Consider the following 22766-nt stretch of genomic DNA (forward strand, 5'->3'; position numbering starts at 1 on the left):
CATGACCGCAAGGATGCAGAACGATGAACCGATACGCCCCTAGAATCTTCGCCACTGCACTGATCGCACTGCTCGCTGCAGCCGGCGGGCTGGGGTACTGGAAGTCGCTCCACGACCAGTTGCCCGAAGGCCTGAGCATGGGCAACGGCCGCCTTGAAGCCACCGAAGTGCAGATCGCCAGCAAGATCCCCGGTCGCCTGGCCGAAGTACTGGTCGATGAAGGCGACAATGTGACCCGTGGCCAGCTACTGGCACGCATCGACACCCGCACCATGGAAGCCCAGCGCAGCCAGGCCGAAGCCGAAGTGCTGCGCGCCCGGGAGAACTACGCCGCCGCCCAGGCAAGCGTGCAACTGCGCCAGAGTGAACTGCTGTTGGCCAGCCAGGAGCTCAAGCGCGTACGCGAAATCTTCCAGCGCAAGTTCGCCAGCCAGCAGTTGCTCGACCAACAGCAGGCGCGCTTTGACACGGCCAACGCAGCAGTAGTCGCTGCCCGCGCCCAACTGGCAGCGATCAAGGCCGCCATTGGCGCCGCCGAAGCCCAAGTGGCGCAGCTCACCAGTGAAATCGACGACAGCAGCTTGCGTGCGCCCATCAACGGCATCATCCAGCTGCGCCTGGCCGAACCCGGTGAAGTGCTGGGTGCCGGCGGCCGTGTGCTGATGCTGATCGACCCCAGCGACCAGTACATGAACCTGTACCTGCCGGCATCCATCAGCGGCCGACTGACCGTAGGCGACCAGGCGCGCATCGTGCTCGACGCCCTGCCCGAGCGCGCGCTGCCGGCCAAGGTGGCCTTTGTCGCAGCCAAGGCCCAGTTCACCCCCAAACAGGTGGAAACCCGCGACGAACGGCAAAAGCTGGTGTTCCGGGTCAAACTGCGCCTGAGCGACCCGGGCGCCGTGCCGCAAGCCAAACCAGGCATGCCAGGCGCCGGCTATGTACGCACGGCTGAGGTGGACTGGCCGGCCAACCTGCAATGAACGCCCCGGCACTGCTGGCCGAAGGCATCAGCCACCGTTACGGCGACCTGATAGCCCTCCACCCACTAGGCTTCAGCCTCCCTGTGGGTACCCGCTGCGCGCTGATCGGCCCTGACGGGGCTGGCAAATCGACCCTGCTGGGGCTGATCGCCGGCGTGAAACGCCTACAGCAGGGAGAGCTGCAGGTGCTGGGCGGCTCGATCCGCCAACGCCGCCATCGCACGGCGCTCTACCCCAAAGTGGCGTTCATGCCGCAGGGGCTGGGCAACAACCTGTACCCGGAACTGTCGATCAGCGAGAACATCCGTTTTTTTGCCACCCTGTTCGGGCTGGGCCGCCGTGAGTGTGAACAGCGCATGGCCAATCTGTTGCAGGCCACCGACCTGCAGCGCTTTGCCCAGCGCCCGGCCGGCAAGCTGTCGGGAGGCATGAAGCAGAAGCTGGGCCTTTGCTGCGCGCTGATCCACGAGCCAGACCTGCTTATCCTGGACGAGCCGACCACCGGCGTCGACCCACTGTCGCGGCGGCGCTTCTGGGAGCTGGTTGAACAGGTTCGCGCACAACGCCCGCAACTGACCCTGCTGGTGGCTACCGCCTACATGGAAGAAGCCGAACAGTTCGAGCATTGCCTGATGCTCGATGGCGGCCGGCTGCTGGCCGCCGGCCCTAGCCACGAACTGGCTGCAGTCACCCCGAGCGGCAAACTGGATGACGCCTTTACCCATTACCAGGGCGCGGGCAAGGCGCAGCATCAACCACTGGCAATCCCGCCGCGCCAAGCCACGGACGGCCCGGTCGCCATCGAGGCACACGACCTGACCCTGCGCTTTGGCGACTTCACAGCGGTGAACAAGGTCAGTTTCGCCATCGGCCGCGGGGAGATCTTCGGCTTCCTGGGTTCCAACGGTTGCGGCAAGACCACCACCATGAAAGTGCTTACCGGCCTGATGCCGGCCAGCGAGGGCAGCGCCAGCCTGCTGGGTCGCCCGGTGGACGCCAGCGACCTGGCCACACGCAAGCGGGTCGGCTTCATGTCGCAGAGTTTCTCTCTGTATGGCGAGCTCAGCACCCGGCAGAACCTGGCCCTGCATGCCCGCCTTTTCGACTTGCCCAAAGGCGAGAGCGCCCAGCGCATCGATGAGCTGATCGAGCGCTTCGACCTCGCCGCTATCGCCGACCAACCGTCTGGCGCCCTGCCCCTTGGTTTGCGCCAGCGCCTGTCGCTGGCAGTGGCGGTTCTGCATCGTCCGGAAGTGTTGATCCTCGACGAACCGACCTCCGGCGTCGACCCCGCCGCCCGCGACGACTTCTGGCGCCTGCTGGTAGAACTGTCCCGCGAGCAGGGCGTGACCATTTTCCTCTCCACACACTTCATGAACGAAGCCCAGCGCTGCGATCGTATTTCGCTGATGCACGCCGGGCAGGTGCTGGCCTGCGACACGCCCGATGCCCTGCAGCACCAGTACCAGGGCAACACGCTGGAGGACGCGTTCGTCCGCTGCCTGGAACAGGCCCAGGAACTGGCACCAGCCGCCACCGACAGCAGCGTGCTGGAACAGGCGTCCACCCCCACCCTACCGCTACGCCGGGGCTTCAGCCTGCGCCGCCTGCTGGCGGTGGCCGGCCGTGAGGGCAAGGAGCTGCTGCGCGACAAGGTGCGCCTGGCCTTCGCCTTACTGGGTGCAGTGTTCATGATGGTGATCTTCGGCTACGGCATTTCACTGGATGTGGAAAACCTCGCCTTTGCCGTGCACGATCAGGACCAGAGCCCGCAAAGTCGTGCCTACCTCGAAGCCTTCCGTGGCTCACGCTACTTTGCCGAACAGGCACCGATCCGCGACAGCAGCGAGCTGCACCAGCGCCTGCAACGCTCGGAAATCAAACTGGCACTGGAGATTCCGCCCGGCTTTGGCCGCGACCTGTACGCAGGGCGCCAGCCGGTGGTGGCTGCCTGGCTCGACGGCGGCATGCCGTTCCGCGCAGAAACCAGCCGCAACTACGTGGAAGCCGTGCACCAGGCCAACCTGGAGCAACTGGCAAAGGCCAGCCCACAACCGCAGCCGCGCCAGGACCCGGTGCGCCTGGAAACGCGTTTCCGCTACAACCAGGATGTGGTCAGCGTGAACGCCATCGGCCCGGGCGTGATGGCACTGATACTGGCCTTCATTCCGGCCATGCTCACGGCACTGGGCATCGTGCGCGAGAAGGAGCTCGGCTCCATCACCAACTTCTACGCCACACCCCTCACCCGCCTGGAATTCCTGCTTGGCAAGCAGATGCCCTACCTGGCTGTGAGCCTGGTCAACCTGGCGCTGCTGGTGGCGATGAACCGCTGGCTGTTCGCCGTACCGCTCAAGGGCAGCGTACTGGCTTTGGCATGTGGCGGCGTGGCCTACCTGCTGGCAACCACCAGCCTGGGCCTGCTGATTTCGGCATTCACCCGCACCCAGATCGCCGCCATTCTCGGCACCATGATCATTACCAGCCTGCCGACCATCCAGTTTTCCGGGCTGATCGTGCCACGCTCGTCGCTGGACGGCGCGGCAGCGGTGATGGGCCAGTTGTTCCCGGCGGGCTACTTCCTCGACATCGCAGTCGGCACCTTCACCAAGGCCTTGGGCCTGCGCGAGTTGTGGCCGCAGTGCCTGATCCTGCTGAGCTTCTTTGCCGCATTCACCGGCCTGAGCCTGGCAATGCTGAAAAAGCAGGAGGCCTGACATGTCGCGCCTGAACCACACCCTGCGCCTGGGCCTGAAAGAACTGACGAGCCTGCGTCATGACAGCGTACTGCTGCTGTTCCTGCTATATGCCTTCAGCGTGGCAATCTACATGCCGGCAGCCGGCTCGGTGATCGGCGTACACAACGCCAGCGTGGCGGTGGTGGATGAAGACCATAGCCTGGTCTCGCGCAAGCTCAGCGAAGCCCTGCAACCGCCGGAGTTCCAGCCAGCCGTGCCGCTGCCTCCGCAGCGCCTGGACCAGGCCATGGACAGCGGCCAATACACCTTCGTCATCAACGTGCCGGTGAACTTCCAGAGCGACCTGCTGGCCGGGCGCTCGCCGGAACTGCAGATCAATGTCGATGCTACGGCCATGAGCCAAGCGTTCATGGGCGCCGGCTACATCGGCCGCATCTTCGAGCGTGAGCTGCTCGACTACAGCCAGCGTGGTAACGAGCAACGCCCGGTGCTGATCAACCCCAAGGCGCTGTTCAACCCCAACCTGGAGGGGGGCTGGTTTCTGGCCGTGATCCAGATCGTCAACAACATCACCATCCTGGCGATCATCCTCACTGGCACCGCGCTGCTGCGCGAGCGTGAGCATGGCACCCTCGACCACCTGCTGGTGCTGCCGCTGAGCGCGCTTGAGATCATGCTGGCCAAGATCGGCAGCAACGCGCTGGTGGTGGTGATCTGCACCTGGATTTCGTTGGTGGTAGTCGTCAAAGGTGCACTGGGGGTGCCGCTGTCTGGCTCGATGGGGCTGTTCCTGGCCGTGACCGCGCTGTACCTGTTCGCCAGTACATCGCTGGGCATTTTCCTCGCCACCCTGGCGCGCTCGACGCCGCAGTTCGGCCTGCTGGCGATCCCGGTGATCATCCCGATGCTGTTGCTGTCCGGCGGCAGCACACCACTGGACAGCATGCCGCAGTGGCTGCAGTGGGTGATGCAAGGGTCACCCTCAACGCACTTTGTCAGCCTGAGTGCCGCAATCCTGTTCAGGGATGCCGGGTGGGCGGTGGTATGGCCGGATATCCTGGCGCTGGGCCTGATCGGCCTGGTGTTTTTCAGCGTGGCGCTGGTGCGGTTTCGTCGGAGCCTGGCGTCTTGAAGGCATGCGCGAGCGTCCGCCGAAAATTGGAAAACTTGCACAAAGACAAAGGGCGCCTTTCGGCGCCCCACTCACAGACAGGTCGACTTGTCATCGCCATATACCTGCCCGGCTCTGCAATTGCTGGTCGAACCAGGATCCTCAGAGTCTTACAAGCCCCTTGCGGGAACAGGCTGATTGTCACGCATCGAGCGTAACATTGACAACAGACCGCTCTGTTGCTGGATGTGTGAAACCCAGCGTAAAGCCAACTGCAGCCCTCACGGCGGCGAAATGCTCTGGCCGCATTTTAAAGGTCATGTATTCCCGACTACTTCCTTGCCGCGATTTGACCCGACATCTGTCCAATCTGGAGGTAGCCACCGTGTAGATCATGTCGCACTTGGCCCAGCATGGCTTACAGGAAAGACAGAAGGGTCCTACACACGGGGTAAGCCTGAATTCAATCCGACTTACCAGTGATGGACCTCACCCTGTTTCAGGTCACTGCACGATCAGGTTGTTGAATAGCAAGTCTTCAACGATCGGCTTGCCCTCTTCCGCCTCCAGCACCTGCTGCACCTGTTTCAGCGCCTCTTGGCGAAGGTGCTCCTTGGCCTCGACGTTGCTCATGCTGTCCACCGTCTGCTGGGTGAACAGTGCCACCAGCTGGTTACGGATCAGCGGTTCGTGGTGCTTTACCGTCTTGGCCGCTTCGTCGCCCGTCACGCGCAGGGCCACGTCAGCCTTGTACACGCGCAGCCGCGGGCTGCCGTCGAGCGCATAGTTGCCAACGAAGGGCGGGCTCAGACTGATGTAGGCGACCTTGGGCACCCCTTCCTTGGCTTCCTCGGCCATGGCCGCAGCCGGCAGCAGCAGCGCCAGCACCATCAAGATCCACGCTTTCACGAATTCGCTCCTCAATACAGTTGGCGCCAGCTTACCCAGCACACCGCTCAAACCCAAGCCCGGGCTTATGCCGGCCCATCAGGGCGGGCCATGCTCGTTGACCTGCCAAGCGGCCCTCCTACACTTATCGGCCACTACCCGCAAAGGAATAGCCCCGATGAAAGCTGTGTTGTGCAAAACCCTGGGTCCGGCGCGCAACCTGGTGCTGGAAGAGGTGGCCAGCCCACTGCCGAAGAAGAACGAGATCCTGCTGGACGTGCAGGCTGCCGGGGTCAACTTCCCCGACACCTTGATCATCGAAGGCAAGTACCAGTTCCAGCCACCGCTGCCGTTCTCTCCAGGTGGCGAGGCAGCGGGCGTGGTGGCCGCCGTCGGCGAAAAGGCCGGCGCGTTCAAGGTAGGCGACCGGGTCATGGCGCTCACCGGCTGGGGTGCGTTCGCCGAGCAAGTGGCGGTGCCGTTCTATAACGTTCTGCCGATCCCGGCGAGCATGGACTTCACCACCGCAGCGGCCTTCGGCATGACCTACGGCACCTCGATGCATGCCCTGCGCCAGCGTGGCCAGTTGCAAGCCGGCGAGACCCTGCTGGTACTGGGCGCTTCCGGCGGGGTGGGCCTGGCGGCGGTGGAGATCGGCAAGGCCATGGGCGCGCGGGTGATCGCGGCGGCCAGCAGTGCCGAGAAACTGGCCGTGGCCAAGGCTGCCGGGGCGGATGAGCTGATCGACTACAGCCAGGCCAACCTGCGCGAAGAAATCAAACGCCTGACCGGTGGCCAGGGCGTGGACGTGATCTATGACCCGGTCGGTGGCGAGCTGTTCGAACAAGCGGTGCGCGGGCTGGCCTGGAATGGCAGGCTGCTGGTGGTGGGTTTTGCCAGTGGCAGCATTCCACAGCTGGCGGCCAACCTGGTGCTGCTCAAGGGCGCGGCGGTACTGGGCGTGTTCTGGGGGGCATTTGCCCAGCGCCAGCCGGAGGACAACGCGGCCAACTTCCACCAGCTGTTTGCCTGGCATGCCGAGGGCAAGTTGAAGCCGCTGGTGTCGCAGACTTATCCACTGGCAGAAGCCGGGGCTGCTATCGAGAAGCTGGGGCAACGGCAGGCTGTGGGTAAGTTGGTGGTGCTGGCCAGGTAAGGCAGTACCGCGAATACGGTGGTGGCGGCAACGGTGAACGGCGGCTGGGGATTGGCCTGCAGGCCCGGCCCTTTCGCGGGTAAACCCGCTCCTACAGGCGACCGTGCAGGGTTTATCCGCGAAGAGGCCGGAACAGGTTGCTCACACTTCGCGCAGATTGTGGCAACGCCTGAATCGCGCTTCCAGGTTGCGATCGGGCATCTGGTGACTGCGCAGTGCATTCAAGGTCTGCTCGACATACTCCCGCGTGGTGCCATAACGCCCCTTGGCACTGGCCAGGATCTGGCTGAGCAAGGTATCCGGCAAGTTGCCGGCATAGCACGGCAGATGCCGCTCCAGTACAAAGCCCAAGGCCTGCACCTTGCTACCATCGCCCAGGCGGCAGTTGAGCCAGTGCGGCCGGTATGCCGGATAGGGCATCTCGCGTTGCCACAGGGCCATCAGTGAGTCGTCCAGGTTGCGTTCATCCAGCCGGTAGGCAAAGCCGCTGCAGGAACCACCGCGGTCCAGGCCAAACACCAGGCCGGGCGTTTCCGGGGTACCGCGATGTTCATGGGACCACAGGTACAAGCCACGGTGATAACCATGTACCCGCGCGCGCTGGCGCTCCACCGAATTGCACTCCGGGCGCCAGATCAACGAACCATAGGCAAACAGCCACACCGGCCCACCCTGATGCCTGGACATGGTTGTTTTCATGGAGCTGAACAACTGTTCGCGAGTATGTTGCTGACCGAAATCAAGTGCCGGAGGGTATGAAACTTCCCAAGACATACTTTCAAGTGCCGACATAAGCTGCCGCCATTATTCCTGTGAACTACGGATGTAGCGAGATTCGATTACGCTGCGGCCCCAGGCCGCTTTACCAAGGGCGCTTGCAGTAACCATAGGCCAGAATTGCAGGAATACTCAAGCCCTTGAGCACGCGTTTCATACACGGCTCCGACGACTGGGAAGTACTGTTTCAGCAGCGGTGAAAGTTATTGGCCAAGGCGGTAACAATTACCGCCTTATACCGATACTTTCAAACTTCGGTTATTAACCGCGCGGCGCGTAGGCAAACACATCGGCACGCATGCGGTGCGCATCCATACCGGCTTCGACCAGGGCGTCGAGCGTGGCATAGATCATGTTCGGTGAGCCGCTGGCATACACATGCACGCTATTGAGGTCGGCAATGTCTTCGCAGACCGCTTCATGCAGCATGCCGCAGCGGCCTTCCCAGCCGCACAGGTCGCTGACCACTTGATGCAGGAACAGGTTAGGCAGGCGCTGCCATTCGTCCCAGTGTTCGATCTGATAGAAATCCTCCGGCCGGCGTACCCCCCAGTACAGGTGCACCGGGTGCTTGAAGCCCTGAGCCCGGCAGTGCTCGACCAGGCTGTGCATCTGGCCCATGCCGGTGCCAGCGGCAATCAGCACCAGCGGCCCGTCAGGCAGCTCGGCCAGGTGGGTGTCGCCAAACGGCATTTCGATGCGCGCCAGGCCATCTCGCCTGAGCTGGTCGATCAGTTGCACCGCACTGGGCTCACGCGCCAGCACATGCAGCTCCAGTTCACGCCCGGCATGTGGCGCGGACGCCAGCGAGAAGGCTGCCTGCTTGCCGCCCTCACGTTCGATCATCAGGTATTGCCCCGCGTGGTAGCGCAGAGGCTTGCCGGCAGGCGCACGCAGGCGCACCCGCCAGACGTCGCCGCCGACGTCGACGCACTCACTGACGCTGCACGCCAGCTTGCGCACTGGCAGTTCGCCCAAGGCAAGCACACCGTCCCAGAGCAACACGCAGTCCTCCAGCGGTTCGGCAATGCAGGTGAACAACTCGCCATGGTCGCGGACTTCGCCATCCTGGCGAACCCGCCCTTCAACCAACAACGCGGCGCAAACATGGCAATTGCCATTGCGGCAGCTGTTTGGGCAGTCATAGCCCAGCCGCCGTGCTCCATCCAGGATCCTTTCCCCGGGTTCAAGCGCCAGCACCGCCCCGGACGGCTGCAACGTTACCTGCATCAATCTATTCCCAACTGATCCCACAGCTCATCGATACGGCGGGTGACGGCCTCATCCTTGACGATGACCCGGCCCCATTCGCGTGTAGTCTCGCCCGGCCACTTGTGAGTAGCGTCCAGGCCCATCTTCGAACCCAGCCCCGACACCGGTGACGCAAAGTCCAGGTAGTCGATCGGGGTGTTGTCAATCATTACCGTATCACGCTTGGGGTCCATGCGCGTGGTAATGGCCCAGATCACATCGTTCCAGTCACGAGCGTTGATATCGTCATCGGTGACAATAACGAACTTGGTGTACATGAACTGTCGCAGGAACGACCACACACCCAGCATTACGCGCTTGGCGTGGCCGGGGTACTGTTTCTTCATGGTCACCACCGCCATGCGGTACGAGCAGCCTTCCGGCGGCAGGTAGAAGTCGGTGATTTCCGGGAACTGCTTCTGCAGGATCGGCACGAAAACTTCGTTCAATGCCACGCCGAGAATGGCCGGCTCATCTGGCGGCCGGCCGGTGTAGGTGCTGTGGTAGATCGGTTTTTGCCGGTGGGTGATGCGCTCGACGGTGAACACCGGGAAACTGTCCACTTCGTTGTAGTAGCCCGTGTGATCGCCGTACGGGCCTTCCGGGGCCATTTCGCCCGGGTGGATCACCCCCTCCAGGATGATCTCGGCGGTTGCCGGTACCTGCAGGTTGCTGCCACGGCACTTGACCAGCTCGGTGCGATTGCCTCGCAGCAGGCCGGCGAAGGCGTACTCGGAGAGGGTGTCCGGGACCGGGGTCACCGCACCGAGAATGGTCGCCGGGTCAGCGCCCAGGGCCACGGCGACCGGAAACGGCTGGCCGGGGTTCTTCTCGCACCACTCTCGGTAGTCGAGGGCGCCGCCACGGTGGCTGAGCCAGCGCATGATCACCTTGTTGCGGCCGATCACCTGCTGGCGGTAGATGCCCAGGTTCTGGCGGTCCTTGTTCGGGCCACGGGTCACGGTGAGGCCCCAGGTAATCAGCGGCGCCACGTCGCCAGGCCAGCAGTGCTGAATCGGCAGTGCGCCGAGGTCGACATCATCCCCCTCGACCACCACTTCCTGGCACACCGCGTCCTTGACCACTTTTGGCGCCATCGACACGACCTTCTTGAAGATCGGCAGCTTCGACCAGGCGTCCTTCAGGCCCTTGGGCGGCTCGGGCTCCTTGAGGAAGGCCAGCAGCTTGCCGATTTCCCGCAGTTCGCTGACCGACTCGGCGCCCATGCCCATGGCCACCCGCTCCGGAGTACCGAACAGGTTGCCCAGCACTGGGATGTCGAAGCCGGTGGGCTTTTCGAACAACAATGCCGGGCCCTTGGCGCGCAGGGTGCGGTCGCAGACCTCGGTCATTTCCAGGACGGGGGAGATCGGTACCTGGATGCGCTTGAGCTCGCCGCGCTGTTCCAGGCCACGGATGAAGTCGCGCAAGTCGCGATACTGCATGCAGGAGCCTCGTGTTGGCCGTATCGGTCGGGGTGCAGAGTGTAGCGCCGTTCGGGCCTTGTTTGGGGGTGAAAATGCATTGGGGCCGCTTTGCACCCCTTCGCGGAAGCCCGCTCCTACAAGGGCCGCAATGACCTATGCAGGAGCGGGCTTGCCCGCGAAGGGCCGCAAGGCGGCCCCAATCAATCCAGCCTGAAACGCTCGCTTACTTGCGCTTCATCGACAGGAAGAACTCATCGTTGGTCTTGGTCTGCTTGAGCTTGTCGACCAGGAACTCGATGGCAGCGATTTCGTCCATCGGGTGCAGCAGCTTGCGCAGAATCCACATACGCTGCAGCTCGTCGTCAGCGGTCAGCAACTCTTCGCGGCGGGTGCCGGAGCGGTTGATGTTGATGGCCGGGAACACACGCTTCTCAGCGATGCGGCGGTCCAGCGGCAGCTCCATGTTGCCGGTACCCTTGAACTCTTCGTAGATCACTTCGTCCATCTTCGAGCCGGTTTCAACCAGCGCAGTGGCGATAATGGTCAGCGAACCGCCTTCCTCGATGTTACGCGCAGCACCGAAGAAGCGCTTGGGCTTCTCGAGGGCGTGGGCGTCGACACCACCGGTCAGTACCTTGCCGGAGCTCGGGATCACGGTGTTGTAGGCACGTGCCAGTCGAGTGATCGAGTCCAGCAGGATAACCACATCTTTCTTGTGCTCGACCAGGCGCTTGGCCTTCTCGATCACCATCTCGGCAACCTGCACGTGGCGGGTTGGCGGCTCGTCGAAGGTGGAAGCAACCACTTCGCCACGCACGGTGCGCTGCATTTCGGTCACTTCTTCCGGGCGCTCGTCGATCAGCAGGACGATCAGGTGGCACTCAGGGTTGTTGCGGGTGATGTTGGCCGCAATGTTCTGCAGCATGATCGTCTTACCGGCTTTCGGCGGGGCAACGATCAGGCCGCGCTGGCCTTTGCCGATAGGGGCGCACAGGTCGATGACGCGACCGGTCAAGTCTTCGGTGGAGCCGTTACCGGCCTCCATCTTCAGGCGCTTGTTCGGGAACAGCGGCGTCAGGTTTTCGAACAGGATCTTGTTCTTCGCGTTTTCCGGACGGTCGAAGTTGATGGTATCGACCTTCAGCAGGGCGAAGTAACGCTCCCCTTCCTTCGGTGGGCGGATCTTGCCGACGATGGTGTCGCCGGTACGCAGGTTGAAACGGCGGATCTGGCTGGGCGAGACATAGATGTCGTCTGGGCCGGCCAGGTAGGACGCATCAGCCGAACGCAGGAAACCGAAACCATCCTGGAGAATCTCCAGCACGCCGTCACCCGAGATCTCTTCGCCGCTTTTCGCATGCTTCTTCAGCAGGGCGAAAATCACGTCCTGTTTGCGCGAACGGGCCATGTTTTCGATGCCCATCTGTTCGGCCATTTCCAAAAGATCGGTAATCGGCTTTTGCTTGAGTTCAGTCAGGTTCATAAGGGGAATGACGTAATCATGTAAGAAGGGAGAATTAAGCTTCTGGCTTAATGAGGCCGCGCCGCTGGATGGCGACAGGATCGCGTACTGATTCGAATTAGGGATGCTTCGGCGACGGCATGTAGAGGGCACTGGAAAAGCAGTGCGAGGCCGAATGTAACACTTGCTTTTTTCTGCGTCTAGTGCTCTGAAAAAGAAAAGCCCCGCATTTGCGGGGCCTTTTCACATCACAGGTGGGCGTCGAGGAATGCGGCCAGCTGCGATTTGGACAGTGCACCAACCTTGGTGGCTTCGACGTTGCCGTTCTTGAACAGCATCAGCGTCGGGATACCACGCACACCGTGCTTGGCCGGGGTTTCCTGGTTCTCGTCGATGTTCAGCTTGGCGACGGTCAGTTTGCCCTCGTAGGTGGAAGCGATGTCGTCCAGAACCGGAGCGATCATCTTGCATGGACCGCACCATTCAGCCCAGTAGTCGACCAGTACCGCGCCTTCGGCCTTCAGGACATCGGCTTCGAAGGAGGCGTCGGTGACATGTTTGATCAGATCGCTGCTCATGGATATCTCCAGGGTCGTAAGCAAAAAACGTGGCCCATGATAGCCGCACCTACGCCGGACAGGAAGCCACGGACGATTGAGTGTAACTATAGTTGCGCAAGACGCCGCGAATCGAAACTGTCATATGGCCGTCATAGAATCGAATGGCACATTGCCTTGCATCAAGGCCAGTACAACGGCTGAGTGTCACGCGTTGGCGATAGCCTGCTATCGTGGCACGATTGCCAGGTTAACGACCGAGAACAACCAGATCATGCCGCATACCATCGCGAAGAACCTGTCCCTGATCGCCGCCATCGACCTTGGCTCCAACAGTTTTCACATGGTCGTGGCCAAGGCCCACCATACCGAAATCCGCATCCTTGAGCGGCTCGGCGAGAAGGTTCAACTGGCCGCAGGCATCGACGAAGAGCGCATGCTCAGTGAAGAGGCAATGGAACGAGGCCTGGATTGCCTCAAGCGCTTTTCCCAGCTGATCAACGGCATGCCGGCAGGCTCCGTGCGTATCGTCGGCACCAACGCCTTGCGCGAAGCGCGCAACCGTAACGAATTCATCCAGCGCGCCGAAGCCATCCTCGGCCACCCGGTGGAAGTCATCTCCGGCCGTGAAGAGGCGCGCCTGATCTACCTGGGCGTGTCGCACACCCTGGCCGACACACCCGGCAAGCGCCTGGTGGCCGACATCGGCGGCGGCAGTACCGAATTCATCATTGGCCAGCGCTTCGAGCCGCTGCTGCGCGAAAGCCTGCAGATGGGTTGCGTGAGCTTTACCCAGCGCTATTTCCGCGACGGCAAGATCACCCCGGCCCGCTATGCCCAGGCCTACACTGCCGCGCGCCTGGAACTGATGAGCATCGAAAATGCCCTGCACCGCCTGACCTGGGATGAGGCCATCGGCTCATCCGGCACCATTCGCGCCATCGGCGCGGCCATCAAGGCCGGCGGCCTGGGCAATGGCGAGGTCAACGCCGAAGGCCTGGCCTGGGTCAAACGCAAGCTGTTCAAGCTGGGCGAAGTCGACAAGATCGACTTCGACGGCGTCAAACCAGACCGCCGCGCTATCTTCCCGGCGGGCTTGGCGATTCTCGAAGCCATCTTCGATGCCCTTGAACTGCACCGCATGGACCACTGCGACGGCGCCCTGCGCGAAGGTGTGCTGTTCGATCTGCTCGGCCGCCACCACCACGAAGACGTGCGCGAACGCACCCTGAACTCGCTGATGGAGCGCTATCACGTGGACCAGGGCCAGGCTGCGCGCGTCGAGCGCAAGGCGTTGCACGCATTCGACCAAGTGGCCGATGCCTGGGACCTGAAAGACGGAAACTGGCGCGATCTACTGGGCTGGGCTGCGAAAGTGCACGAAATCGGGTTGGACATTGCCCATTATCACTACCACAAGCACGGCGCCTATCTGATCGAGCACTCGGACCTGGCAGGCTTTTCGCGGGAAGATCAGCAGATGATGGCCCTGCTGGTGCGCGGCCACCGCCGAAACATTCCCAAGGACCGTTACGCCGAACTGGGTGATGAAGGGGTCAAGCTGCTGCGCCTGTGCGTATTGCTGCGCTTTGCCATCCTGTTCCACCACATCCGCGGCACCCAGCAGATGCCAACGGTAGAACTGCACGGCGGGGACAACAGCCTGGATGTAGCCTTCCCTGAAGGTTGGCTGCAGCAGAACCAGCTGACCCAGGCCGACTTCGCCAACGAGGCGGAGTGGCTGGCCCGGGTCGGCTTCGTCCTCAGCGTACGTTGAGGACCGGGTTGCTCAGGCGCTCCAGCAGGGTCGCCTGAACGCTGCGCGGGTTCTGGTTGCCGGTCGGGGTGCTGCGCACGTAGCGCCCGTCTGGCTGCAAGGTCCAGGCGTGGGTATTGTCGGTCAGGTAGCCTTCCAGCTCCTTCTTCACCCGCAGCAACAGTTTCTTGCCTTCCACCGGGAAGCAGGTCTCGACACGCTTGTCGAGGTTGCGCTCCATCCAGTCGGCGCTGGACAGGTAGATCTGCTCTTCGCCGCCATTGAGGAAGTAGAACACCCGCGTGTGCTCGAGGAAGCGGCCAATGATCGAGCGCACCTGGATGTTGTGCGAAACCCCCGGAATGCCCGGGCGCAGGCAGCACATGCCACGCACCACCAAGTCGATTTTCACGCCCGACTGGCTGGCCTTGTACAGCGCCTTGATGACTTTGGCGTCGGTCAGCGAGTTGAACTTGGCGATGATGTGCGCCGGTTTGCCTTCGAGGGCAAACTGGGTTTCCCGCGCAATCATGTCGAGCATGCCCTTTTTCAGGGTGAACGGCGCATGCAGCAGCTTCTTCATGCGCAGGGTCTTGCCCATGCCGATCAGCTGGCTGAACAGCTTGCCGACGTCTTCGGTGAGCGCATCGTCAGAAGTCAGCAGGCTGTAGTCGGTGTACAGGCGGGCGTTGCCGGCGTGGTAGTTGCCGGTGCCCAGGTGCGCGTAACGCACGATCTCGCCCTGCTCGCGGCGCAGAATCAGCATCATCTTGGCGTGGGTCTTGAAGCCAACCACACCGTAGATCACTACCGCACCAGCCGCTTGCAGGCGGCTGGCCATCTGCAGGTTGGACTCTTCGTCAAAACGCGCACGCAACTCGATCACCGCAGTGACCTCCTTGCCGTTACGCGCCGCGTCCACCAGGGCGTCGACGATTTCCGAGTTAGCCCCCGAGCGGTACAGAGTCTGGCGCACAGCGAGCACGTGCGGGTCCTTGGCGGCCTGGCGCAACAGGTCGACCACTGGCGTGAAGGACTCGAACGGGTGCATCAGCAGGATGTCCTGCTTGCTGATCACACTGAAAATGTTGTCAGCGTTCGCCAGCAGCTTGGGGATCGCCGGGGTGAACGGTGTGTATTGCAGCTCCGGGTGGCTGTCCAGGCCGGTGATGCTGAACAGGCGGGTGAGGTTGACCGGGCCATTGACCTGGTACAGCTCACTTTCGCTGAGGCTGAACTGCTTCAACAGGTAGTCCGACAGGTGTTTCGGGCAGGTGTCGGCCACTTCCAGGCGCACGGCGTCACCGTAGCGGCGCGAGAACAGCTCGCCGCGCAGCGCGCGGGCCAGGTCGTCGACCTCTTCAGAGTCAAGCGCCAGGTCGGCGTTGCGCGTCAGACGGAACTGATAGCAGCCCTTCACCTTCATGCCCTGGAACAGGTCGTCGGCGTGCGCGTGGATCATCGACGACAGGAACACGTAGTTTGCGCCCGGGCCGCCCACCTCTTCCGGCACGCGAATAACCCGCGGCAGCAGGCGTGGTGCCGGAATGATCGCCAGCCCCGAGTCGCGACCGAAGGCGTCCACCCCCTCGAGCTCGACTATGAAGTTGAGGCTCTTGTTCACCAGCAGCGGGAACGGGTGAGTCGGGTCGAGGCCAATCGGAGTAATGATCGGGGCAATTTCGTCGCGGAAGTAGCGGCGTACCCAGGTCTTGAGCTTGGGTGTCCAGTAGCGGCGGCGGATGAAGCGGATCTGGTGCTTTTCCAGCTCAGGCAGCAGCACGTCGTTGAGGATCGCGTACTGGCGCTCCACCTCGAAGTGCACCAGTTCGCTGATACGCGCCAGCGCCTGGTGCGGCTGCAGGCCATCGGCGCCGGCCTGTTCACGGGCGAAGTTGATCTGCTTCTTCAGGCCGGCGACTCGAATCTCAAAGAACTCGTCAAGGTTGCTGGAGAAGATCAACAGGAACTTGAGGCGTTCCAGCAGCGGGTAGTTCTCGTCCAGTGCCTGCTCCAGCACCCGGATATTGAACTGCAGTTGCGAGAGTTCGCGATGAATGTACAGGCTGCTGTCGTCCAGACCAGGGACGGCGATGGCCGGGGACGGCGCGGGCACCGGAGCCACAGGCTCGACCACCTGTTCCGCTACAGGCTCGGCCACCGGAGGCAGGTCTGGCGGGGTCTGCAGCATCTCTTCTGGGAGCTCCTGAGCATCCTTGATCGCGACAGGGCTTAGCACTTCATTATTCATCTGGCGTTCCTGAGGACGTTAACGCCCTATCATCTATTGAGCGGCAAGATAAGCGCTCATTATGACGCCCGTGTTACACACATGGGCAAGCCGTGGCAAGTGGCTTGTGGCATTGTCTGCGCTGGAAATGTTCACGTCGAGACACATTTGGACACTTTCACGAACGCGCGCGAAGGGGTAGGCTGCGCGTTCATTTCGCCAGCACCTCAGAAAATGCTTCAACAATTCCTGCAGGATTTCGGCTACTTCGCCCTTTTTCTAGGCACCTTCTTTGAAGGCGAGACCATTCTGGTGCTTGCGGGATTCCTTGCGTTCCGCGGTTACATGGATATCAATCTGGTATGCCTGGTGGCCTTCTTCGGCAGCTACGCGGGCGACCAGTTGTGGTACTTCATGGGCCGACGCCACGGGCGCAGGATCCTGGCGCGCAAGCCGCGCTGGCAGGCAATGGGTGACCGGGCGCTGGACCACATCCGCCGCCACCCCGATATCTGGGTGCTGAGCTTCCGCTTTGTCTATGGTTTGCGCACGGTCATGCCGGTGGCCATCGGCCTGTCGGGTTACCCGCCACGCCGTTACCTGCTGTTGAACGGGATTGGCGCGGGCGTCTGGGCAGTGGCCCTGGGCGCCGCCGCCTACCACTTCGGCGCCATCCTCGAAGGCTTGCTGGGCAACGTCAAGCGTTACGAGCTATGGGTGCTTGGCGGCCTGGTGGCGCTGGGCGGCCTGCTGTGGCTGCGCCGGCGCTTCCGTACTCTGCGCGCGGAGCGCAGGGCGGCGAGCCAGGCCCAGCCCCCAGAGGCTGAGCAGGCTGTAGGCCACGAGCAGAAGCCAGGCCAGCGGCGCGACCACCGCTAAGCCCAAGGCGCCGGCCAGGTACAATGCCGGCGCATTCAGACACAACCGCGCCAACTCCAGGCGTGCAGACCAGGGCCGGTTCTCCAGCAACGCGCCCAGCACGAACAAACCGAACGCCATCAGTGACCAGCCGAGCACCAGCGCGGCGGCCGACACGCGGTCAGCCACGTCCATCAGGTAGCTGCCCAAGGCCACATAAACCACGAACTGCGCCGCCACATAGGCTTGTTGCCCGCGCCCCAGGGCAATCTCGAACTTGTGAAACAGCGCCAGGTCCTGTTTGGCCTGTGGGTAGCGTGCGGCCACATCGGCCGGGCGCCAGCCGGTAGGCATGAACCAGATACGCAGCTTGTCCCACAGGCTGGTGGTGCGTCGGGCGTCATGCCAGAGCTGGGCATAGAACTGCAGGTTGGCCCATAGCGGGTTCCAGCTGGCCAGCGGCGTGGTCACCCCGAACACCACCGGCTCGGCCGGGTCCTCCTCCTTGAAAGTGCCGAACAGACGGTCCCAGAGAATGAACACACCACCGTAATTGCGATCCAAGTAAGCAGGGTTTTGCGCATGGTGGACGCGATGATTGGACGGCGTGATCAACACCCACTCCAGCCAGCCAAGCTTGGGAATATGCCGGGTATGTACCCAGAACTGATACAGCAGGTTGAGCGAGGCCACGGTAATGAACACCAGTGGCGGCACGCCCAGCAGCGCCAGCGGCAGGTAGAACAGCCACGAGAAGATGAACCCGCTACTGGTCTGGCGCAGTGCCGTGGTGAGGTTGTACTCCTCGCTCTGGTGATGCACCGAGTGCGCAGCCCACAGCACGTTGCGCTCATGCCCCAGGCGGTGCAGCCAGTAGTAACAGAAGTCGTACAGGACAAAGGCCAGCAACCAGACCCACCCTGCCTGCGCCGGCAATTGCAGCAGCGCCAGGTGCTCGAAGGCCAGAGCATAGGTGACCAGCCCTACGCCTTTGGTCAGCAGATCGGTACTGGTCGACAGTGCGCCGGTACTCAGGCTGTTGATCGAGTCGGCCAGGGTGAAATTGTGCTGGCCGCGCACGCGGTCGGCGACCAGCTCGACGGCTATCAGCACAAAAAAGAACGGTACGGCCAGCAGTATCAGGTCCATGGGCGCGACCTCAGGCGTTATCCACCAAGATTAGGCCGCCCCCGCAGGAATCCCTATGGCGACATCTGCCAAACTAGAGGACATTTAGCGCCTCGACACTGGAGTAATGAGCATGACAAAAAAAGTAGCGGTGATTCTTTCCGGCTGTGGCGTGTATGACGGCGCCGAAATCCACGAAAGCGTGATCACGCTGCTGCGCCTCGACCAGCGCGGTGCGCAGGTGCAGTGCTTCGCGCCGAACATCGCACAGATGCATGTAATCAACCATCTGACCGGCGAAGAAATGCCCGAATCGCGCAATGTGCTGGTGGAGTCGGCGCGCATCGCCCGCGGCGAGGTCAAGGATATCCGTGAGGCCAAGGCCGAAGACTTCGATGCGCTGATCGTACCGGGCGGTTTCGGGGCAGCAAAAAATCTGTCCAACTTTGCCGTGGAAGGCGCCAACTGCAGCGTGAACCCAGACGTGCTGGCCTTGGCCGAAGCCTTTGCCGACGCCTGCAAACCCGTTGGCCTGATCTGCATCTCGCCGGCGCTGGCGGCGAAGATCTACGGGCCGGGCGTGGTCTGCACCATCGGGCGCGATGCCGGCACTGCGGCGGCTGTCGAAAAGATGGGCGGCACCCATGAAGAATGCGATGTACACGACATTGTCGAAGACACCCAGCGCAAGCTCGTGACTACCCCGGCGTACATGGAGGCCAAGTCGATCAGCGAGGCGGCGGGCGGGATCTACAAGCTGGTGGACCGAGTGCTGGAGCTGACGCACGAGTAAGTTACTGCGTCGGCTTCTTCGCGGGCATGCCCGCTCCCACAGGTCCAGCGCAGGCTTCAAGGCCACGCGGTACCTGTGGGGCAACTTCGCGATAGCCTGTGGGGCAACTGCGCGATCGCTTGTAGGAGCGGGTTTACCCGCGAACACCGGCAGAGCCGGTGCCATCCACCGCGCCAAACTGGGCTGTCGCTACAGGAACCGGTGTCAGCGCTCAGCCTTTCGAGAGCCGGGCAATGATCCGGTCCAGTGCATTGGCAAACGCCTGTTTCTCACGTTCGCCATAAGCCGCCTGCCCGCCCCCCACCTGGCCCTGCTCACGCAGCTCGGTGAACAGGTTGCGCGCCGCCAGGCGGTCGCCCATGTTGCGCTCGTCGAACTCGCGCCCACGCGGGTCCAGCGCGGCCACGCCCTTTTTCACCAGGCGGTCGGCCAGCGGCACGTCACTGCAGATCACCAGCTCGCCCGGCACGGCGTGCTCCACAATGTAATCGTCGGCCGCATCCATGCCGCTGGGCACCACGATCAGGCGCACGATCGCGAACGCCGGCTTGGCCACCGCCTGCCCCGCCACCATCACCACCTCGAACTTGCGCTTGAGGGCGAACTTGACGATCAGATCCTTGGCCGCCTTGGGGCAGGCGTCGGCATCGATCCATACACGCATTGGACACTCTCTACATGAACTCAATGCGCCCATCATGCCTGAAGCGCAGCGAAAGCTGGAGCAGGCCAGCGCTGGAAAAATGGCGCCAAAATTTCAATTACCGCTTATCCGACCCCGCCACTCAGGCTAAACTCGCCACAGCTTCAATGGCCTGCCCGAGCGCGCAATGAACCACCCTCACGAAATCCGCCCTGACCTGGACGAAGGCATCGACCGCAAGGTCCTGGCGACATTGCGTGCGCGCTTCCTGCATCTGAACCAGGGCCGACTGCAGCGGGCTAAGGAAGGCCTGTCAACGCGCCAGCAACAGGTACTGTCATTGCTGCCGCTGCTGTTTCACGTGAACCACCCGCTATTGCCGGGTTACGTCTCCGGCAGCACCCCCGCGGGCGTATCGGCTTACGAGCCAAGCGCCGAACTGGTGGCAGATGCCCAACGCCTGGCCCGCTCGTTCACCTACAAGGCCCAGCATGGCAACCCGCCACGCCCGATTCACGGCCTGTTCCTGATGGGCAGCCTGGGCTCGCTGGCGCAGGCCGAGCACAGCGACATGGACCTGTGGGTGTGCCATGCACCCGGCTTGCCCGAACAGCTGCTGGGTGAGCTGCGCCGCAAGTGCCAGCTGCTGGAGGCCTGGGCGGCAAGCCTGGGCGCCGAAGCACACTTTTTCCTGATCGACACACAGGGCTTCGCCCAGGGTCAGCGCGATGGCCAGCTCGGCTCCGACGACTGCGGCACCACTCAGCACTACCTGCTGCTGGACGAGTTCTACCGCACCACCCTGTGGCTGGCCGGGCGCACGCCGCTGTGGTGGCTGGTACCGGTGTACGAGGAGCACAACTATTACAGCTACACCCAGACGTTGCTGTCCAAGCGCTTCATCCGCAGCCAGGAAGCCCTTGACCTCGGCAACCTGGCGCACATCCCGCCCGGTGAGTTCGTCGGCGCGGGCCTGTGGCAATTGTTCAAAGGCATCGACTCGCCCTACAAATCGCTGCTCAAACTGCTGCTGACCGAAGCCTACGCCAGCGAACACCCTGCGGTGCGCTGCCTGAGCCTGGACTACAAGCAGGCAGTGTTTGCCAACCAGCTCGACCTCGACGAGCTGGACCCCTATGTGATGGTCTACCGGCGCATCGAACGTTACCTGCTGCAACGCGGCGAAACCGCGCGCCTGGAGCTGGTAAGACGTAGCCTGTACCTGAAGGTGAACAAGAAGCTCAGCGACCAGGGCCGCAGCCATGGCTGGCAACGTCGGCTGCTGCAGCGCCTGGCCGACGAATGGGGCTGGGACCAGCGCCAGTTGGCCCTGCTGGACAGCCGCAGCCGATGGAAAGTGCAGCAGGTCGCCGTCGAGCGGCGTGAGCTGGTGGCCGAGCTTAACCTCAGTTATCGCTTCCTCAGCCAGTTCGCCCGCACCCAGAACGCCAGCAGCCGCGCCGACCAGCGCGACCTCAATGTGCTGGGCCGGCGCCTGTACGCCGCCTTCGAGCGCCGCGCCGGCAAGGTCGAAGTGATTAACCCCGGCATCGCCCCTGACCTCGCCGAAGACACCCTGACGCTGGTCCAGGCACCCAACCGCAAGGAGCCGGGCAGCTACCACTGGGAGCTGTACAGCGGCAACCTGAGCACCCATGAGGTACAGCACTTCAGCCCGATGAAGCGCTGCCGCGAGCTACTCGAACTGCTGACCTGGGCCCATCGCAACGGGGTGATCGACAGCAGCACCCGCATGGCACTGCATCCAGGGGCCAGCGACCTCGGGGAGTTCGAGCTGTTCAACCTGCTGGGCTGTCTGCGGCAAAGTATCCCCCTGCCCTTGCCGACCGTCAGCGAAGTGCGCCTTTTGCAGCCCAGCGTTGCCGATGAGGTGTTGTTGCTGGTCAACGTCGGCGTCGACCCGCTGCGCCACCACCGCGACCTGAACGTGCTGATGACCACAGAGCGCACCGACGCGTTGAGCTACGCTGGCGTGCGCGAAAACCTGGTGCTGACCCTGGACCAGGTCACCGTCAACAGCTGGAACGAAGTGCTGGTCCAGCGCTATGACGGCGAACACGCGCTGGTGCGCTGCCTGCGCGACTTCCTCAACAGCCCGGCGCAACGCGGCCACCGGCCACGGGTGCGGGTACGCTGCTTCTGCCAAAGCCGCGCCCAGCCTATCGGCCAGCGCGTAGAGGAAATTTTCGACACTGTGCAGCTGCTGCGGGACCAAGGGCTCCACCACCGCTACCTGCTACAAGTGGCCCAACACACCCATGTGCTGGAGCTTTTGCCCGAGCATGTCAGCCTGACGACCCTGGCCGAGCATGAGGCGCTGCTGGCCTACCTGGGCGAAGAACGCAGTGCCTACAGCCCGCTGTACCTGGATGCCAATGCCCTGCAGGATCACGACCTGCGCCTGGTGCTGGAGCAAGGCCGGCCAGCCTGCATTCAGGTGTTCTACCGCCTGCAGGGCGGCTGGGCCGACGTGTATGTGCTGGATGAATACAACGCATTGTGGCAACAACGCCTGCCGCTGCATGACGAAGCGCATCTGCTGTTGCCACTGCAACGCTTTCTGCGCTCGGTGGTGATGCGCCGCGATGCACGCCTGCCCCTCGATAGCCTGCGGCCCGCCTCGCTGGATATCCACTTCGCGCAGCTGTTGCCCACCGGCCCAGGCAAGGCACGCAGCATCGAGCCGCGCCTGGCCCCGGCCGAGGGCAGCGACCAGCCTTACTATGAGGTACAGGCGATTATCCAGGCCGGTGTAGCGGGTGTGGCGCATGTGACGTTGTACTGCGACCAGCAGGAGTTTTCCGAACTGGAACATGGTGAGCAGCTGTACGCGGTGGTGGCCCGGCAGATCATCGGTCAGCGCCGTGGCGCAGAGCGGTACCGGTGCTATATCACCGACCTGGATTTGTCCGAGCTGCTGGATGACCGGCTGGGGGCAACGCAGGTCTACCTGAGCTACAAGCGGGTGCTGGAGCAGGCTTTGAATGAGGGGCTGGAACAGGTTTTGGCGCAGGGCGCCTGAACTC

At 62.8% G+C, this 22766-nt stretch carries 16 protein-coding genes and 1 pseudogene; 8 read left to right on the plus strand and 9 right to left on the minus strand.

All coding sequences use genetic code 11. The annotated features are described in order from the left end of the window. Positions 1-23: 23 nt before the first annotated feature. The 3 genes from ACI7M0_RS25705 to ACI7M0_RS25715 are packed head-to-tail and all read left to right on the plus strand — an operon-like array spanning position 24 to position 4814. On the plus strand, positions 24-983 hold the full coding sequence (locus ACI7M0_RS25705) for an HlyD family secretion protein (RefSeq protein ID WP_104962773.1): 960 nt from the start codon (positions 24-26) through the stop codon (positions 981-983). Continuing rightward, positions 980-3700 (plus strand): ribosome-associated ATPase/putative transporter RbbA, encoded by a 2721-nt coding sequence (gene rbbA, locus ACI7M0_RS25710; RefSeq protein ID WP_129931906.1) that lies wholly within the window; start codon positions 980-982, stop codon positions 3698-3700. The genes ACI7M0_RS25705 and rbbA overlap by 4 nt, the downstream gene beginning before the upstream one ends. Before the next feature lies 1 nt (position 3701). Continuing rightward, positions 3702-4814: an ABC transporter permease gene (locus ACI7M0_RS25715; protein ID WP_129931905.1), complete on the plus strand. Its 1113-nt coding sequence runs from the start codon at positions 3702-3704 to the stop codon at positions 4812-4814. Between the two features lie 483 nt (positions 4815-5297). Here ACI7M0_RS25715 and ACI7M0_RS25720 read toward each other — a convergent pair whose 3' ends face one another. Continuing rightward, entirely contained in the window at positions 5298-5702 is a 405-nt protein-coding gene (locus ACI7M0_RS25720) for a flagellar basal body-associated protein FliL (protein ID WP_003253671.1), read from the minus strand. Positions 5703-5859: 157 nt separating this feature from the next. Here ACI7M0_RS25720 and ACI7M0_RS25725 point away from each other — a divergent pair, with 157 nt between their 5' ends. Continuing rightward, positions 5860-6837, plus strand: coding sequence for an NADPH:quinone oxidoreductase family protein (locus ACI7M0_RS25725; RefSeq protein ID WP_012054058.1), 978 nt, complete (start codon positions 5860-5862; stop codon positions 6835-6837). Between the two features lie 141 nt (positions 6838-6978). On the opposite strand, the gene ACI7M0_RS25730 is transcribed toward ACI7M0_RS25725, so the two are convergent. The 5 genes from ACI7M0_RS25730 to trxA all read right to left on the minus strand — a co-directional run bounded on the left by ACI7M0_RS25730 (position 6979) and on the right by trxA (position 12332). Next, positions 6979-7629 carry a gamma-glutamylcyclotransferase gene (locus ACI7M0_RS25730; RefSeq protein ID WP_020192777.1) on the minus strand — a complete coding sequence of 217 codons (651 nt, stop codon included), beginning with the start codon at positions 7627-7629 and terminating at the stop codon, positions 6979-6981. Between the two features lie 246 nt (positions 7630-7875). Further along, complete coding sequence (locus tag ACI7M0_RS25735) at positions 7876-8844, minus strand: CDP-6-deoxy-delta-3,4-glucoseen reductase (RefSeq protein ID WP_010955736.1); 969 nt, start codon at positions 8842-8844, stop codon at positions 7876-7878. After that, a complete protein-coding gene (gene ubiD, locus ACI7M0_RS25740) occupies positions 8844-10310 on the minus strand; it encodes a 4-hydroxy-3-polyprenylbenzoate decarboxylase (RefSeq protein ID WP_020192776.1) in 1467 nt (488 codons plus the stop codon). Before ubiD ends, ACI7M0_RS25735 begins: the two co-directional genes overlap by 1 nt. A 205-nt stretch (positions 10311-10515) precedes the next feature. Then, positions 10516-11775: a transcription termination factor Rho gene (gene rho / locus ACI7M0_RS25745; protein WP_003253661.1), complete on the minus strand. Its 1260-nt coding sequence runs from the start codon at positions 11773-11775 to the stop codon at positions 10516-10518. 227 nt (positions 11776-12002) lie between these two features. After that, on the minus strand, positions 12003-12332 hold the full coding sequence (gene trxA / locus ACI7M0_RS25750; RefSeq protein ID WP_003253660.1) for a thioredoxin TrxA: 330 nt from the start codon (positions 12330-12332) through the stop codon (positions 12003-12005). A 253-nt stretch (positions 12333-12585) separates the two neighbouring features. Between trxA and ppx the strand changes: the two genes are divergently transcribed. Next, the gene (ppx, locus tag ACI7M0_RS25755; RefSeq protein WP_104962777.1) at positions 12586-14088 is read left to right on the plus strand and encodes an exopolyphosphatase; all 1503 of its coding nucleotides are present in this window, start codon (positions 12586-12588) and stop codon (positions 14086-14088) included. Here ppx and ppk1 read toward each other — a convergent pair. Continuing rightward, entirely contained in the window at positions 14075-16318 is a 2244-nt protein-coding gene (gene ppk1 / locus ACI7M0_RS25760) for a polyphosphate kinase 1 (protein ID WP_104962778.1), read from the minus strand. The genes ppx and ppk1 overlap by 14 nt on opposite strands. A 213-nt stretch (positions 16319-16531) precedes the next feature. Here ppk1 and ACI7M0_RS25765 point away from each other — a divergent pair, with 213 nt between their 5' ends. Then, positions 16532-17176 carry a DedA family protein gene (locus ACI7M0_RS25765; RefSeq protein WP_080771103.1) on the plus strand — a complete coding sequence of 215 codons (645 nt, stop codon included), beginning with the start codon at positions 16532-16534 and terminating at the stop codon, positions 17174-17176. A 549-nt stretch (positions 17177-17725) separates the two neighbouring features. Here ACI7M0_RS25765 and ACI7M0_RS25770 read toward each other — a convergent pair. Further along, positions 17726-18304, minus strand: a pseudogene (locus ACI7M0_RS25770) (sterol desaturase family protein); the annotation flags it as partial. Between the two features lie 112 nt (positions 18305-18416). Between ACI7M0_RS25770 and elbB the strand changes: the two are divergent. Next, a complete protein-coding gene (gene elbB / locus ACI7M0_RS25775; protein ID WP_020192435.1) occupies positions 18417-19076 on the plus strand; it encodes an isoprenoid biosynthesis glyoxalase ElbB in 660 nt (219 codons plus the stop codon). Positions 19077-19287: 211 nt separating this feature from the next. On the opposite strand, the gene ACI7M0_RS25780 is transcribed toward elbB, so the two are convergent. Further along, entirely contained in the window at positions 19288-19740 is a 453-nt protein-coding gene (locus ACI7M0_RS25780; protein WP_014592810.1) for a YaiI/YqxD family protein, read from the minus strand. 166 nt (positions 19741-19906) lie between these two features. Between ACI7M0_RS25780 and ACI7M0_RS25785 the strand changes: the two genes are divergently transcribed. Then, entirely contained in the window at positions 19907-22762 is a 2856-nt protein-coding gene (locus ACI7M0_RS25785; protein WP_129931903.1) for a class I adenylate cyclase, read from the plus strand. The last annotated feature ends 4 nt before the right edge of the window (positions 22763-22766 follow it).

The organism is Pseudomonas sp. 10(2024) (assembly GCF_045164175.1).
GTDB classification, from domain to species: Bacteria; Pseudomonadota; Gammaproteobacteria; order Pseudomonadales; family Pseudomonadaceae; genus Aquipseudomonas; species Aquipseudomonas alloputida.

What these genes read in the sequence shown, in the direction of transcription:
- rho (WP_003253661.1), bottom strand. Translation starts at nt 11,775, where the DNA reads ATGAACCTGACTGAACTCAAGCAAAAGCCGATTACCGATCTTTTGGAA.
- elbB (WP_020192435.1), top strand. Translation starts at nt 18,417, where the DNA reads ATGACAAAAAAAGTAGCGGTGATTCTTTCCGGCTGTGGCGTGTATGAC.
- ACI7M0_RS25725 (WP_012054058.1), top strand. Translation starts at nt 5,860, where the DNA reads ATGAAAGCTGTGTTGTGCAAAACCCTGGGTCCGGCGCGCAACCTGGTG.
- trxA (WP_003253660.1), bottom strand. Translation starts at nt 12,332, where the DNA reads ATGAGCAGCGATCTGATCAAACATGTCACCGACGCCTCCTTCGAAGCC.
- ACI7M0_RS25715 (WP_129931905.1), top strand. Translation starts at nt 3,702, where the DNA reads ATGTCGCGCCTGAACCACACCCTGCGCCTGGGCCTGAAAGAACTGACG.
- ubiD (WP_020192776.1), bottom strand. Translation starts at nt 10,310, where the DNA reads ATGCAGTATCGCGACTTGCGCGACTTCATCCGTGGCCTGGAACAGCGC.
- ACI7M0_RS25765 (WP_080771103.1), top strand. Translation starts at nt 16,532, where the DNA reads ATGCTTCAACAATTCCTGCAGGATTTCGGCTACTTCGCCCTTTTTCTA.
- ACI7M0_RS25780 (WP_014592810.1), bottom strand. Translation starts at nt 19,740, where the DNA reads ATGCGTGTATGGATCGATGCCGACGCCTGCCCCAAGGCGGCCAAGGAT.
- ppk1 (WP_104962778.1), bottom strand. Translation starts at nt 16,318, where the DNA reads ATGAATAATGAAGTGCTAAGCCCTGTCGCGATCAAGGATGCTCAGGAG.
- ppx (WP_104962777.1), top strand. Translation starts at nt 12,586, where the DNA reads ATGCCGCATACCATCGCGAAGAACCTGTCCCTGATCGCCGCCATCGAC.
- ACI7M0_RS25705 (WP_104962773.1), top strand. Translation starts at nt 24, where the DNA reads ATGAACCGATACGCCCCTAGAATCTTCGCCACTGCACTGATCGCACTG.
- ACI7M0_RS25785 (WP_129931903.1), top strand. Translation starts at nt 19,907, where the DNA reads ATGAACCACCCTCACGAAATCCGCCCTGACCTGGACGAAGGCATCGAC.
- rbbA (WP_129931906.1), top strand. Translation starts at nt 980, where the DNA reads ATGAACGCCCCGGCACTGCTGGCCGAAGGCATCAGCCACCGTTACGGC.
- ACI7M0_RS25735 (WP_010955736.1), bottom strand. Translation starts at nt 8,844, where the DNA reads ATGCAGGTAACGTTGCAGCCGTCCGGGGCGGTGCTGGCGCTTGAACCC.
- ACI7M0_RS25730 (WP_020192777.1), bottom strand. Translation starts at nt 7,629, where the DNA reads ATGTCGGCACTTGAAAGTATGTCTTGGGAAGTTTCATACCCTCCGGCA.